Origin of the sequence: Pseudotabrizicola sp. (assembly GCF_030684215.1) — a bacterium.
Lineage (GTDB): Bacteria > Pseudomonadota > Alphaproteobacteria > Rhodobacterales > Rhodobacteraceae > Pseudotabrizicola.
Map to the genome: position 1 here is coordinate 137,701 of NZ_JAUXOV010000036.1, position 14,526 is coordinate 152,226.

9 protein-coding genes are annotated in these 14,526 nt (G+C 64.0%); 4 read left to right on the forward strand and 5 right to left on the reverse strand.

Annotated elements, in window-relative coordinates:
* The first annotated feature begins 2 nt into the window (after window positions 1–2).
* A complete protein-coding gene (locus tag Q8K08_RS06015; protein WP_304803341.1) occupies window positions 3–1,118 on the forward strand; it encodes an ATP-binding protein in 1,116 nt (371 codons plus the stop codon).
* On the forward strand, window positions 1,115–2,407 hold the full coding sequence (locus Q8K08_RS06020; RefSeq protein ID WP_305249493.1) for a VWA-like domain-containing protein: 1,293 nt from the start codon (window positions 1,115–1,117) through the stop codon (window positions 2,405–2,407). The genes Q8K08_RS06015 and Q8K08_RS06020 overlap by 4 nt, the downstream gene beginning before the upstream one ends.
* 139 nt (window positions 2,408–2,546) lie before the next feature.
* Here Q8K08_RS06020 and Q8K08_RS06025 read toward each other — a convergent pair whose 3' ends face one another.
* Together Q8K08_RS06025 and Q8K08_RS06030 are read right to left on the reverse strand one after the other, a co-directional pair.
* Window positions 2,547–3,221 (reverse strand): hypothetical protein, encoded by a 675-nt coding sequence (locus Q8K08_RS06025; RefSeq protein ID WP_305249494.1) that lies wholly within the window; start codon window positions 3,219–3,221, stop codon window positions 2,547–2,549.
* Between the two features lie 31 nt (window positions 3,222–3,252).
* Window positions 3,253–4,149: a hydrogen peroxide-inducible genes activator gene (locus Q8K08_RS06030; RefSeq protein ID WP_305249495.1), complete on the reverse strand. Its 897-nt coding sequence runs from the start codon at window positions 4,147–4,149 to the stop codon at window positions 3,253–3,255.
* Between the two features lie 155 nt (window positions 4,150–4,304).
* Between Q8K08_RS06030 and katG the strand changes: the two genes are divergently transcribed.
* Together katG and Q8K08_RS06040 are read left to right on the forward strand one after the other, a co-directional pair.
* On the forward strand, window positions 4,305–6,476 hold the full coding sequence (gene katG / locus Q8K08_RS06035; protein WP_305249496.1) for a catalase/peroxidase HPI: 2,172 nt from the start codon (window positions 4,305–4,307) through the stop codon (window positions 6,474–6,476).
* A 106-nt stretch (window positions 6,477–6,582) separates the two neighbouring features.
* Entirely contained in the window at window positions 6,583–7,965 is a 1,383-nt protein-coding gene (locus tag Q8K08_RS06040; RefSeq protein WP_304800449.1) for a bifunctional enoyl-CoA hydratase/phosphate acetyltransferase, read from the forward strand.
* A 74-nt stretch (window positions 7,966–8,039) separates the two neighbouring features.
* Here the strand turns inward: Q8K08_RS06040 and Q8K08_RS06045 are convergent, their stop codons facing one another.
* From Q8K08_RS06045 to Q8K08_RS06055, 3 genes are read right to left on the reverse strand one after another with little or no spacing between them, the layout of a single operon-like run.
* Complete coding sequence (locus Q8K08_RS06045) at window positions 8,040–9,128, reverse strand: aldose epimerase family protein (RefSeq protein WP_305249498.1); 1,089 nt, start codon at window positions 9,126–9,128, stop codon at window positions 8,040–8,042.
* A gap of 10 nt (window positions 9,129–9,138) precedes the next feature.
* Window positions 9,139–13,077 (reverse strand): amino acid adenylation domain-containing protein, encoded by a 3,939-nt coding sequence (locus Q8K08_RS06050; protein WP_305249499.1) that lies wholly within the window; start codon window positions 13,075–13,077, stop codon window positions 9,139–9,141.
* Window positions 13,074–14,450 (reverse strand): oligosaccharide flippase family protein, encoded by a 1,377-nt coding sequence (locus Q8K08_RS06055; protein ID WP_305249500.1) that lies wholly within the window; start codon window positions 14,448–14,450, stop codon window positions 13,074–13,076. The genes Q8K08_RS06050 and Q8K08_RS06055 overlap by 4 nt, the downstream gene beginning before the upstream one ends.
* Between the last annotated feature and the right edge of the window lie 76 nt (window positions 14,451–14,526).

Consider the following 14,526-nt stretch of genomic DNA (forward strand, 5'->3'; position numbering starts at 1 on the left):
CCATGTCCGTCAATACCATGCCCGTCACCACGGGCGAGGCCGCAGCCGTCTTGTGGCAGGGCTGGCAGGCCCAGACCGCCGGTGGCATGACCGCAAGCTGGATGCTGCATGGCCGCCCCGGCATCGGCAAGACCGAGATTGTGCAGGCCCTTGCTGCCCGCGCAGGGGCGATGCTGTTCGATCTGCGCCTGACCACGATAGAGCCTCAGGATCTGCGCGGTCTGCCTTACTACGACCACGCCGCACAGCGCACGGTCTGGTATCGCCCTGAAGATCTGCCCGACGACCCCGGCCAGCCCTCGGTCTTGTTTCTGGATGAGCTGACAGCCGCCCCCCCAGCCTTGCAGCCGACAGTCTATGGCCTGCTGCAAGAGCGCCGGATCGGGCGGCACCGCCTGCCTGACAGATGTTTTGTTGTGGCCGCTGGCAACGGCCCCGAGGATGGCGCGATTGCCTATGAGATGGGCACTGCGCTGTCGGACCGGCTGATCCACCTGTCCTTGCGCGCCACTGCGCAGGATTGGGTGGAAAACTATGCCCTGCCGGAGCGTCTGCATCCTGCGATCCCCGCCTTTATCCGCGCGCGACCCGATCTGCTGGAAACCACCGCCGAGACGCTTCAGCGCGGACAGGTGATCGCCTGCACCCCGCGCAGTTGGGCACGGGTCAGTGCGATTGTGACCGCTGTGGCCGACCGCCGTCTGCGTGATGTGATGATCTCGGGCGCGGTGGGCGAGGCCCCGGCGGCCGAATTTGCCCTGGTGCTGGCCGATATCGCCGCAAGCGTGCGGGTGGATGAGATGATCGCAGCCCGCCCCGCCGATCGCTGGGCGCTTTACCCCACATCGCTGCACGGCCTGACCGCACTGACCTATGCGCTGATTGGCGCAGTGGAACAATCCACGATTGCCCCGGTGATCGCGCTGATGGTGGGGGTGGGCAAGTTGCACCAGCACCGCAGCGAGCCAGAGTTGCGCAGCCTGCCCTTGGCCGAACTTTGCACGCATGGCTTTGAGCTGTTGCTGCAAAAGGCGCTGACAAACGGGTGGGTAGACCACTTTGCCGCCTCGCCCGACTGGCAGGCCTATGCACGCGCGCGGGCCGAGGGCGGCGTGTGATCGCGCCTGGCGCGCATTCTGACCGCGCCCGCCCCGCGCTGGTGCGGCTGGCCACCGACGATCCGGCGCTTGGGGCGCTGGCGCTGTGGTGCGCACACCGCGATGCGGCAGACGGTCCCGCCGCGCGCACCGATGGGGTGACGATCTACTATGGCCCCGGATTTGGCCAGCTTGCCCCGCACGAGCAGACCGGGCTTGCCGCCCATCACATCCTGCATGTGGCCCTGCGTCATGGCCCGCGCATGGGGGCAATGGCACAGCGGTTGGGGGGCAGCTTCGACGAAACCCTGTATGGCATTGCCGCCGATGCCCTGATCAATGAGGCGTTGTTGGCGGCAAACTATGCCATGCCGCGCCCCGCCCTTACCTTGCGCGACGTGCTCGAACAGGCGCTTGGCCTGCCTTTTGGGCCCGATGCGCTGGCCGAATGGGATGTGGATCGGCTGTATCTGCGCCTGTGCGATTCGGGGAACGACAAGCGCAAGGGCAAAGGACCAAACGGGCAGGGCGGCGACAGCCCCAACGCGGCAGAGCAGGCACGCAAGCTGGCGCAGCGCGCAGGCTTCACCCCGGATCTCGCCCGCGCCACCCCAGATGCCGACAGCCCCGACGGAGCCGATCAGGCCGCGCAGTGGCGCCAGCATCTGACCCGCGCGCTGGAGGCGGGGCGGATGGCGGGGCGCGGGCTTGGCCTGATCGGGCACCGACTGGCCGATCTTGCGCCGCCGCGCACCCCGTGGGAACACGTCTTGCGCCGCCTGCTTTCCCGCGCGCTGCTGCCCGGTCTGATGCAGACCCACCGCCGACCCGCCCGTGACTGGATCGCCGCCGAGGCACTGGCGCGGGCAACCCGTGCGCCCACCCCCGGCTTTCGTCCCGGCACACGTCGCAGCGTCGAGGTGCCATGCATCGCACTGGCCATAGATGCTTCCGGCTCGGTCGAAGGCCCGTTGTTGCACCGCTTCCTGTCCGAAACCGCTGGCGTCGCCCGCCGCGTGGCCGCCGAAATCTATTTGATTGCGTTCGATGATGCGGTGCGGTGGCAGCACCGGCTTGACCCCGCCCGTTGGCAAAGCCAGATCGCGGGGCTGGACTGGCCGCGCGGCGGTGGCACTGATTTCGCGTCCCCCATCGCGGCAGCACAGGGGCTTGGGGCATCCGTCGCAGTGATTCTGACCGATCTTGACGGCCCATTCGGCCTGCCCCCGCGTGGCATGCCAGTCATCTGGGGGCTGAGCCGTACGGCGCCCGCGCCTCCCTTTGGCCATGTGCTGGAGTTGGCACATTAGGTACCTTGTGGTTTGATCCGCCGCACTGGACGGCATCGTCGCAAGATGCGTATTTTTGCCAAGATGAAAGCGAAACCTGCTTGTTATTTCATCTTGGTCTTGAATACTCAAATCTGCGACAGCCGCCGCCTGCGCGGCGTCAGGCAAAGCCGGTCAGCGCCGCCATGCGCGCATGGGCGGGAATGGCCCGCAGCTCAAGGCTGATAACGCTTAATGTATCCTTTCGCGCCAGTGTCAGCTTTTGCATCTCGGCCTCGGTCAGAGGCGGAGCGAACAGCGTGTCGCGGATCAGGGTTTGGTCCTGATCGGACAGATCAAGGATGGCGGGGCCGTCGTCACTTTGCACCGTGACAAAGGTCAGCGGCGCCACGCGGGCCAATTCGGACTGTTCCACTACCAGATGCAGAGTGCCGGTAGTGAGCCGCCCGCGCGCGCCGATCCGGGTCAGAATTGTCCGGCCCCTCGCGGCGAGAAGATCGCCCATGCGGTCTTGTTCTGCCGGGTTCAACAGGGCATCTCGGGCGGCAGGAGAGAGGCGCAGAAAGCGCATCTCGACCCCATAGATCACCAGCACCATCAGCGCCGGGGCTTGTGCGATCGCCAGTGCGGAGTCGCGCCACAGCAGCGCCATTCCGGCAAAGGGGGCCAGCGCCACCAGATAGCGCAGCAGTTCCACTTCAAAGATCACCCGCGCCTTCAGCCGCCAGCCTCCGCGCCGGGGCCAGACAAAGCTGCGGCCCAAAAACCGGCGGGGCGTCTGGCGAAACTCCAATGCGGCGCGGTTCGGGATGGTGCGGGGTGTGATGATGAACATCGGTCAAGTGTAGCGCAGACAGGGCGCGCGGCTAGTCCGTCGCGGTGCCGCTGGTGCGGATCAGATCGGCCATCTGGGCAAGCTGGCTGGCCAACGGGTTGGTCTTGCGCCAGACAAGCCCGATAGTGCGCGACGGGCGCGGCGCAGGCAGGCGCGCAACCGCCACCGCTGCCGAGCGGGTTTCAACCGCCACCGCCATCTGTGGGATCAGCGTGACCCCTATCCCGGCACCCACCATCTGCACGAGGGTTGTCAGCGAACTGCCCTCCATCAGGTCACGCGGAAGGGCCGAGCCGAGTTTGCAAAACGAAATCGCCTGTTCACGAAAGCAATGCCCTTCTTCCAGCAGCAAAAGCCGCATCTCGCGCAGGGTTTCGGGGTTGGGCACGGGTTTGTTGGCATCCCATTCCGGGCGCACCAGAATGAACTCCTCGTCAAACAGCGGGTATTCGGTGAGCGAGGGCTCAGAGACCGGCAAGGCCACCAAAGCGGCATCCAGACGCCCCTCGATCAGGTCTTCGACCAGCCGTTGCGTGATCGCCTCACGCGGGCGCAGGTCCAGATCGGGAAATTGCGCGGACAGGTCTTTCATGATCCGTGGCAGCAGATAGGGGGCGACTGTCGGGATCACCCCGATCCGCAGTCGCCCTGTCAGCGGACCAAAAGAAGCGCGCGCCAGATCGCCCAGTTCTTCGACCGCTTGCAAAATCCCGCGCACGCGCAGCGCGAAATCTGTGCCCAGAGGAGTCAGGCTGATCTGGCGTGCCCCGCGTTCGATGAGCGGCGCGCCGAGAATGTCTTCCAGCTCTTTCATCTGAATTGACAGCGCGGGTTGCGAAATCGCACAGGCCTCGGCTGCACGTCCGAAGTGGCGGTGCAGAGCCAGCGCCTCGAAGTAGCGCAAATGTTTCATCGACAAGGCTTTCATAAGAAAAACATATAATGTTGATTAGAAAATGCAAATTCTAATTATCGCAATGCCATGTTAGAGAGATTCTAAGCAGCCATGGTTCTGCGGGCGGCGATTCGTGCTGCCTGATCTGTGGATCGGCTGTGCCACCTTGCAAAAAGCGGAGAGTTGACATGGATGGAAACGATATCGGGTCGGGCGGCAAATGCCCGGTGATGCACGGATCGCTGACGGCGAAAGATACCGCAAAGGCGGATTGGTGGCCAAAGGGGCTGAATCTTGACATCCTGCATCAGCACGACACCAAGTATAACCCGCTGAAAGGCTTTGATTATCGCGAAGAGGTCAAAAATCTTGACGTGCCCGCGCTCAAAGCTGATCTGATTGCGCTATTGACTGACAGTCAGGACTGGTGGCCGGCAGACTGGGGCCATTATGGCGGCCTGATGATCCGTCTGGCGTGGCATTCGGCGGGCACCTACCGTCTGGCCGATGGCCGGGGTGGTGGCGGCACTGGCACCATTCGTTTTGCACCGCTGAACTCGTGGCCTGACAACGCCAACCTTGATAAAGCGCGCCGCCTGCTGTGGCCTCTCAAGAAGAAATACGGCAACCGTATTAGCTGGGCCGATTTGATCATTCTGGCTGGCACAGTGGCCTATGAGTCGATGGGTCTGAAAACCTATGGCTTCAGCTTTGGCCGTGAAGACGTCTGGCACCCCGAAAAAGACATCTACTGGGGCGCGGAAAAGGAATGGTTGGCACCGTCCGACACCCGCTATGATGATGTAAAAAACCCGGCCACCATGGAAAACCCGCTCGCCGCCGTGCAGATGGGCCTGATCTATGTGAACCCCGAAGGCGTGAACGGCCAGCCTGATCCGGCCATGACCGCCCTGCATGTGCGCGAAACCTTTGCCCGCATGGCGATGGATGACGAAGAAACCGCAGCCCTGACTGCTGGTGGCCATACCGTCGGCAAGACCCATGGCAACGGCGATGCCGGTGCCCTGCAGGCTGCGCCAGAGGGTGCCGACATTGTCGAAGGCGGCCTTGGCTGGATGAACAACACCAGCCGTGGCGTCGGGCGCAACACCGTGACCTCGGGCATCGAGGGCGCGTGGACCACCCATCCGACCAAGTGGGACAACGGCTATTTTGACCTGCTGTTCGGCTATGAGTGGGAACTGAAAAAGTCGCCGGCCGGGGCCAACCAGTGGATGCCGATCAACATTCGCGAAGAAGACATGCCGGTGGATGTCGAAGACCCGTCGATCCGCGTGATGCCGATCATGACCGATGCCGACATGGCGATGAAGGTCGATCCGATCTATCGCGCGATCTGCGAACGCTTTGCCGCTGATCATGCCTATTTCTCGGAAACCTTTGCCCGCGCTTGGTTCAAGCTGACCCACCGCGATCTGGGGCCGCGCACCCGTTACATCGGGCCGGAAGCCCCGGCCGAAGACCTGATCTGGCAAGATCCGGTGCCTGCTGGCAACACCGCTTATGACGTGGCGGCGGTCAAGGCAAAGATTGCGGCCTCTGGCCTGTCGGTTTCCGACATGGTGACAACGGCTTGGGATTCCGCCCGCACCTATCGCGGGTCGGACATGCGCGGCGGGGCAAACGGTGCCCGCATTCGCCTTGCCCCGCAGCGGCACTGGGAGGGCAACGAGCCTGCGCGTCTGTCGCATGTGCTGTCGGTGCTGGAACCCATCGCGGCAACCACGGGCGCAAGTCTTGCAGATGTGATCGTGCTGGCAGGGTCTTATGGCGTGGAACAGGCAGCGAAGGCCGCTGGCTTTGACGTGACCGTGCCCTTTGCGCCCGGTCGTGGCGATGCGAGCGCCGAGCAGACGGATGCAGCATCCTTCGACGTGCTGGAACCGCTGGCCGATGGCTTCCGCAACTGGCAGAAGAAAGACTATGTTGTCAGCCCCGAAGAGTTGCTGCTGGACCGCGCGCAACTGTTGGGCCTGACCGCATCGGAAATGACCTGCCTTGTCGGCGGCATGCGCGTCATCGGCACCAACCATGGCGGCACAGCGCATGGCGTGTTCACCGACCGCGTGGGGGCGTTGACCACCGATTTCTTTGTCCACCTGACCGATATGGCGTGGAAGTGGAAACCGGCGGGCAACAACCTGTATCACATCACCGACCGTGCGTCGGGGGCCGTGAAGTTCACCGCGACCCGCGCCGATCTGGTGTTCGGATCGAACTCCATGCTGCGTGCTTATGCCGAGGTTTATGCGCAAGACGACAACGCCGAAAAGTTCGTGCGCGATTTCGTTGCCGCATGGGTCAAAGTGATGAACGCCGACCGCTTCGATCTGGCGTAAGCCCCAAGTCCCCCCGCAGGCCATGTCTTGCGGGGGGGAAATTTCTTGCCGCAAGGCGCCTAGGCTGGCAAGCAAGGGCCAGCCTTTTCCCGGCAAGGAGATCCCGATGCGTCTGGTCAACCGCACATTCGACGAACTGCGCCCCGGTGATACCGCAGAGCTTAAGCGGTTGATCACGCCGGATGATCTCTATGTTTTTGCCGCCTCGTCGGGTAATTACAACCCGATGAACCTGCCCAACGGCGATCTGGATGGCGATGGCCAGCCCGAACAGATGGCGGCGGGCATGTTCATTGCCTCGCTGATCTCGGCGGTTCTGGGCACCCATCTTCCGGGGCCGGGAACGGTGCTGCGCTATCAGTCGCTCACCTATCACATTGCCGCCTGCGCGGGGGATGAATTGCTGTGTCAGGTCACGGTGCTGGAGAAACTGGCCGATGGCGGCGTGCGCCTGAAGACCGAGGTCACCCGTCCTGCCGATGCTGCCCTGATCCTGTCAGGCGAGGCGATTGTGCAGGCCCCGCAGATCAAGTTCGACCGCGACAACCAGCACATTCCCGGACTAATCGTGCAGCGTCACCGCCATTTCGACGCGCTCTTGGAACGCGCGCGCCCGCTGCCTGCGCTGCCAACAGCGGTGGTTTGCCCCGACGATGCCAACGCGCTTGGCGGCGCGCTGCTGGCGGCCAGTCAGAGCATCATCACACCTATCCTTATCGGCCATGCCGATGCCATCCACGCCGCAGGCAAAGCCCTCGGCGCGGATCTGTCGGGGTTTGAGATTATCGACGTGCCGGGCGATGACGTCGCCGCAGCCGCCATGGCATGCCAACTGGTGCATGAGGGGCGCGCGCTTGCAGTGATGAAGGGCCATCTGCACACCGATGACCTGCTCCGCCCGATGGTGGACCGTGACCGGGGCTTGCGGGTGGGGCGCAAATTTACCCATGTGTTCCTGATGGACGTGCCCGGCTTGCCCGAACCCGTCATGGTCACCGACGCCGCCATCAACATCGCCCCCGATCTGATGACCAAGGTGGATATCATCCAGAACGCCATCGACCTTGCGCTGTCTTTGGGGATGGACCCGCGCGTGGGCGTGCTGTCAGCGGTGGAAACCATAAACCCCGCGATCCAGTCGTCGATCGATGCGGCGCTGCTGTCAAAGATGGCCGAGCGCGGCCAGATCAAGGGCGGGCAGGTCGAAGGTCCGTTGGCAATGGACAACGCGGTGGACATGGCCGCCGCCCGCACCAAGGGCCTGACCGGGGGCGTGGCTGGGCGCGCCAATATATTGGTCGTGCCGGGGATTGATGCCGGCAATATGCTGGCCAAGCAACTGGCCTATATCAGTCATGCCGAAGGCGCAGGGCTTGTGCTTGGCGCGCGTGTGCCTGTCATCCTGAATTCCCGTTCTGACAGTCCCATGGCGCGTCTTGCGTCTTGCGCTGTCGCGGCCCTGCACCATTTCGCGGCCAAGACGGTGTAGGGCGGGGTTCACCCCGCCGTTCATCACAGGCTGAGCGTCAGCAAGACCTGTGCCCAAGACCTGCACTCCGGGGATCAGCCGGGCAGCGGCGTGAAATCAAACGCCATCAGATGCCGATAGCGCTGCCCCGGTTCCAGCCGCGCCGAGGGAAACTGAGGCCGGTTAGGGCTGTCGGGAAAGGTCTGGGTTTCCAGCGTGAACCCGGTAAAGGGCGCAATCGGCACGCCGCCTTTGCCCGGCCCCCCACCGCCCAGAAATGCTCCGGTATAGAGCTGCACCCCCGGTTCAGTGGTCCAGACCTCCATCCGCCGGCCCGAAGCCGCGTCAACCGCCTCGGCGCAAAAGCGCAAGGTTTCGCCCCATTTCGGCACCAGTGGCCCGGTCAGGCACAGGTTATGGTCAAAGCCCGCATCAGACGGCACCGCAGCCCCGATTTCCCGCAAGGCCATGAAGTCAAAAGGTGTTCCAGCCACCGCCAACACCTCGCCCGTGGGGATCAGATCGGCACCAACCGGGGTGTAATGTGTGGACCCCAGCCGCAGCTGCTGACCCATCACCGACCCGGAGCCAGCCATGTTGAAATAGCTGTGGTTGACCATGTTGACCACTGTGGCGGCGTCTGTGCTGGCCTCCATCGCGATCCACAACCGGTCGCTTGGGTCCAGCCAATAGCGCACCTGCATCGACAGCCGCCCTGGATAGCCCATCTCGCCATCCTCGGCCGTGGCGGTCAGCGTGACCGCGCGCGCGCTGACTTCGGCGATGTTCCAGATCTTGCGGTCAAACCCTTCCCGGCCGCCATGCAGGTGCTTTTCGCCCTCATTCGCATCCAGCAGCACCTCGCGCCCGTTCAGCATGAACCGCGCGCCCGCGATGCGGTTGGAATAGCGCCCGCAGGTCGCCCCCAGATAGCCTTTGGCCGTGCGATAGCCCGTCGCCTCGTCATGGCCCAGCACGATATCTGCCAGCACGCCCGCGCGGCCCGGCACCCACAATTCGGCCAGCCGCGCGCCATAAGTGATCACCCGCGCTCGCGGCCCGGCACCGCCGCCAAGCGTCACTGCCTGCACCGCCCGCCCGTCAATCTGTCCGATCTGTTCAACCGACATCGCATCCCCCCCGCGCATGGTCTGCACCATGACGCGCGCTGCAAAGGGTTGCAATCGCCTACCCTTACCCTTCAGGCAAATCTGCCATCAGCCGTGACAGGTGATCCGCCAGGACCGTCACATTGGGTGCTTGCAAGATCGACAGGTGATCGCCCGGCACGTCAATCACCTCAAACCCCGAAGCCGCAACCGAGGCCCAGCCCAAACCATCGCGCGCGCTTTCGGGGCTGTCAAAGACGTTTTCCTGCGCCCGGAAAATGGTCAGTGGCCTGCGGATCGGGCGCACCTCATAGGCTTGCACAGCAAGTTCCGCCGCGACCATGAATTTATCAACCGTCATTGGCGCCGTGTCGCCCCGCGTTTCCTGCAGTCTGAGCCGCAGCTTTTTGGTGCGATACATCATATCTGCCCAACGGTTTGCCGCGATCCCCGCCAGATGCGACGGCCCGCGCCGATACAGCTGGCGCAGATGCACGCCGACCCGCGCCCGGCCCGACAAGCGCGAGCGCCCGCCGGGGCCTGCGCTGTCGAACATCGCGATCACCCGCACCTCGCGCCCGGCGCGGATCAGTTGCTGCGCCAGTTCATAGGCGACATAGCTTGCCAGCGACACCGACCCCAGACTGATCGGCCCTTCGGGGAAATATTGTTGAATTTCATCAGCATAGGCACGCGCGGTTTCCTGCACCCCAATAGGTGTATCCTGCGCGAGCAACCCGACCGTCAGGCCAAAGACTGGCTGATCCGGTCCCAGAGCTGCGGCCAGCGGGCGGAAATGTTCTTCATTCCGGCCCAGAACATGCACCCCGAACAAGGGTGGCAGGCTGCCTTTGGGCTGGATCGGGATGATAAAACGTGGCCCCGACCGTGCCGCTGACAAGGCCCGCGCCAAAGCGCGCGGCGTGGGGCGGCGGTGCAGGTCGGCCACGCCAAGCCGGTGGCCCAGCTCGGCCTCGATCCGGCCAATCAACTGCACCGCCAGCAGAGAATGTCCGCCAAGGTCGTGGAAATCATCATCCGGCCCCACCGATGCCAGCCCCAGCGTCTGCGCCATCAGATCCGCGATTTTCCGGGTGACCAGATCATCGATCGGGGCCACGTCAGCTGTCAGAGCCACGTCGGGTGCGGGCAGGGCGGCAATGTCGATCTTGCCGCCGGGCGTGCGCGGAAAACTGGCCACCGGCACAATTGCGGGCAGCATATGGGGCGGCAGTTTCTCGGCCACGGCGGCGCGCAGGGCCTGAGCATCGGGCAGCGGCTGACCATCCACTGCCGCGACCCAGACCACCAGCCGGGCGGTCGGCGTGCCAGACCCCAGCACATGCGCCAAGGCGCGGCCCACGCCGTCTTCGCGTTCAAGCACACGTTCGACATGGCGCAGGTCAATGCGAAAGCCGCGCAGCTTGACCTGACGGTCGCGCCGCCCAAGGAAGGCCAGTACCCCATCGGGCCGCCAGCGGGCCATATCGCCGGTGCGGTAGATCCGCCCCTCACCATGGAAGCGGTCCGGGCAAAACGCCTCGGCGGTTTGCGACTCGTGTCCGATATAGCCGTCACTGACTGCTGGCCCGCCGATCCACAATTCGCCTACCGCCCCCGGAGGCGCAAGAGAGCCATCTGCAGCAAGCACATAGGCGCGGGCATGGGCTGTGGGTCGGCCAATCGGAATGTCCTCGCCCGCAGTCACTGGTCCGGGTTCGTGCAGGGTGCAGGTGATCGTGGTTTCGGTCGGCCCATAGCCGTTCAGCCAGCGCGGATGCGGTGCGATCCGTTGCCATGTCGCCAGCGCGCGGGGGCTGATCTGTTCTCCCCCCACAATCACCAGTCGCACTGATGGCGGAAGCTGCAAGCCATCGCGCGCCATTTCATCCACCAGAACATGCCAGAATGCCGTTGGCAGGTTCAGCACGGTGACAGCGCGCTGCGCGACTTCCTCCAGAAACAGGCCAACGGATGTGGCCATCGCATCATTGCGCAAGATCAGCTTGGCCCCGGCCAGAAGCGTGGGAATGATCTCCTCAATCGACACATCGAACGACAGGCTGGCAAATTGCAAAACCCGGTCCGATTGCGTCAGGCCAAAGGCTGCGATGATGGCACTCGCGTGGGCCGACAGCGCGCGCATCGGCACTTTGACGCCCTTTGGCACCCCGGTCGAGCCAGAGGTATAGATCACATAGGCCAGCCGGTCGGGGTCGGGGGGCAGAAAATCGGGTGCAGGCAGCGGCACCGCCCCGATACCCGCGTGGGGCGCAATGCAACGTACGCCGTCGGGCGCGTCCTGACCGGGCAGGGTGACCATCAGCCCTGTGCCGCTGTCGCGCAGCATATGGCCGATCACCGGCTCGGGGTAAGAAGGGTCCAGCGGCAGGAACGCCGCCCCAGCCTGCATGACAGCCAGCATCGCAATGATGAAATCCGGCCCGCGTGGCAGGCAGATTGCCACGACCTGCCCCGGCCCGGCCCCGGCCTGCACCAGCCGTCCGGCCAGCTCCCCTGCCTGCGCTGCCAGCGTTGTGAAATCCAGCATACCCAGCTGACCAACCATCTGCAGGGCCCAAGCGTTTGGCTGCAATGCAACCACGTCGGAAAAGCGCAGTGATATGCAGGGATCAGCCGGCACCAAGCGCTGATCCGGCCTGCCCAGCGAAATCAGCGCGGCCTCCTCGGACCGGGGCAGCATGGTCAACTGGTTGAGCGGCGTCGTCGTGCCCGCCTTGGCCAAGGATGCCAGAAGTTCGGCCATATGGGTCAGCATGGCGGCGGCCTGCGCCTCATTCACCGCAAGCGGATCATGTTCCAGCACCAAAAGCAGGGCCGCGTCACCATAGGCGGCCAGTGTCAGCGGCAAAGCGCCTTCTTCGCGCAGCTCAACCCGCCGTGTGGCCCAGTCGGGGCCTGTGCTGCGCATGGTTTCATTCATGCTGGATCGCTCGAACATCACCATTGAGTCAAACAGCGATACCGTGCCTGGCATGCCGCACCAGCGCCGAATATCGGTCAGTGCCGCATGTTCATGCGCGCGCAGCGCCAGCGCATCGTGGCGCAGGTCGGACAAAAAGTCATCGGCAGCGCGTGGCGGGCTGATCTGCACCCGCATCGGCAAGGTGTTGATCAGACAGCCCACGCTGCGTTCGGTGCCCGGCACAATATAGCGCCCCGCGCGCGTGGCGCCGAAAACCGCCATGCTGCGCCCGGTCCAGCGGGCGACCACCATGCCCCATGCGGCCTGAACCACGGTGGCCAGCGTGGCGCCTGTCGCTTCGGCCCGGTCGGTCAGCGCGTCGGTCAGCGCCGGGTCCAGCCTGCGTTCCAACTGACGTTTGCGCGCCGGGGCCGGATCTGCGGTCACGTCCGTCAGCTGGTTTGGCTGGTCGAACCCATCCAGATAGGTGCGGAAGTAGCTTTGCGCCGCCGTGGTGTCCCGCGCGGCCAGACCCATTGCATAGGCCAGAAATCCTACCTTTGGGGCAGGGGGCAAGGCGTGGCCGCGCAACTCGGCAAACACTTCCTCGAGGACAATGGCCATGCTGCGGCCATCGACCATGGCGTGATGCACGGTCCAGACCATCACTGCGCGCCGTGGCCCCAGATGTGCCAGCATCACCCGCCACGCAGGCGCCGCTTCCAGATCGACGCCCTGTTCGCGGTCGGCTTCCAGATATTGCTGCAGCGTCCCATCCCTGCGGCGCGCAGGCAGCCCAGACCAGTCTTCAACGCTCAGGACCACATCGACCGTGCTGCGCAAGATCTGCACCGGAACCACGCGCTTGCGCCACAGGATCGACAGGCGCAACGCTTCATGCCGGGCGGCGACAACCGCCCATGCGGCGCGCAGGGCCTCGGCATCCACCACCTCGTCGTCCAGATGCACGACGATCTGTTCAAGGTTGACCCAAGGCCGTCCGGCAAGCGCGCTTTCATAAACCATGCCAAGTTGCAGTGGGGTCAGGGCATGTTCTGCGGTTGTCGCATCTGCTGTGGTCTGGCTGTGCAGGGTCATGGCACGGCCCTTCCGAACAGAGTCAGCAGCTCGCCAATCGGTCCACTGTCCAGACTGATGGCAGCAACCGCGATCAGCAGCCCCAACCCGGCAAAGGTGAGGTCATGCAGCCAATCCCATGCCCGGTGCCGTCTCGCCAACCAAATCAGCAGCGGATAGACCGCGATGGCCGCCAAAGCCTGTCCCACCAGCGCCCCGACCAGCCCCAGCCACTCTGCCCCGACAACCAGCCCGGTAACCAGCAACCCCGCCCGCGCCGCCGTCAGCAGGAAATAGTTCCTGCTGTCCCCCGCCGCCAAGGCCGACTGGTCATAGGTCATTCCGATCACCGACGGGATCTGCACCACGGCAATCAGCACCAAAACTGCCCCTGCCGCCGAATAGCGCGCATCATACATCAGATCGACGATCCATTCACCGCCAAATGCCATCACCGTCAGCAGCACAAAGACTGACCCCGACAGAATAAAGCGCATCTGACGCAGGCGGGCGAAATTCTCGGGCGACTCTCCGGGCGGGCGTTCGCGATACAGCGGGATCAGGATGCGCCCGCCAATGGTCTGCCCTAGAAGCATCGGAAACGAGGCAAGAAAAAAGCCGATGTTGTAGAGGCCCAACTGCTCTAGCGTCAGGTATTTGCCCAAAATCGCCTTGTCGCCCTGCGCCACCAGAAAACCGCAGGCGGTTGACAGAAACAACCAAAAGCCGAAATGAAGCAGATCATGTGCTGCTGCCGGTTCCCATCCCAGACGGCTTTTGGGGCCGGGCAGTGCCCATGTTACCAGCAACAGACGTGCGCCTGATGACACGATCCACCCCGCCACCAGCGCCCAGACCGATTGCGTCAACCAAGCCAGCGTCACCATCGACACAATGCCGATGACCTGAGAAATCAGATCCAGCGCCGTCAACCGCCCCAGCCGCAAATGCCGCGCTGCCGTATCCACGCGCGTCGGCTCAAGCCCATGAAGCAGCAAAGAAAACCCGGCTACGGGCAAGATCATCGCAAGGTCGGGCTGGCCGTAAAACACCGCAGCCGGCCATGCAATGGCCGCCGAGGCCAGCCACAGAACCACTCCTCGCGTCACCTGAATGGAAAAGGCTGTGTTCAGAAATGCCGGATCATCGCCGCGCTTGTGTTGCAAGATCGCTGGATGGGTGCCTACATCGGAAAACATCGTCAGGCCGACAATGAACACGGATACCAGTGCCATCAGACCAAAGGCTTCGGGAAACAACAGCCGCGTCAGGATCAGGTTCGACGCAAGCCGCAGGGCCTGACTGGCACCATATCCAAGCGCGGTCCACGCCGAGCTGCGCATCACGCGGGCCAAAAGCCCGTTGCCTTGCAACCGTGTGATGACCGGGCTCATCGCTTGGATAACCTTTAAACATGGCTGGCAGTGGCCCGCCCCCCGGCTACCACACTCAACCTTCATAACCTGCCCC

Coding starts and splice junctions, on each gene's coding strand:
- Q8K08_RS06015 (WP_304803341.1), top strand. CDS start 3: ATGTCCGTCAATACCATGCCCGTCACCACGGGCGAGGCCGCAGCCGTC.
- Q8K08_RS06025 (WP_305249494.1), bottom strand. CDS start 3,221: ATGTTCATCATCACACCCCGCACCATCCCGAACCGCGCCGCATTGGAG.
- Q8K08_RS06030 (WP_305249495.1), bottom strand. CDS start 4,149: ATGAAAGCCTTGTCGATGAAACATTTGCGCTACTTCGAGGCGCTGGCT.
- katG (WP_305249496.1), top strand. CDS start 4,305: ATGGATGGAAACGATATCGGGTCGGGCGGCAAATGCCCGGTGATGCAC.
- Q8K08_RS06040 (WP_304800449.1), top strand. CDS start 6,583: ATGCGTCTGGTCAACCGCACATTCGACGAACTGCGCCCCGGTGATACC.
- Q8K08_RS06050 (WP_305249499.1), bottom strand. CDS start 13,077: ATGACCCTGCACAGCCAGACCACAGCAGATGCGACAACCGCAGAACAT.
- Q8K08_RS06055 (WP_305249500.1), bottom strand. CDS start 14,450: ATGAGCCCGGTCATCACACGGTTGCAAGGCAACGGGCTTTTGGCCCGC.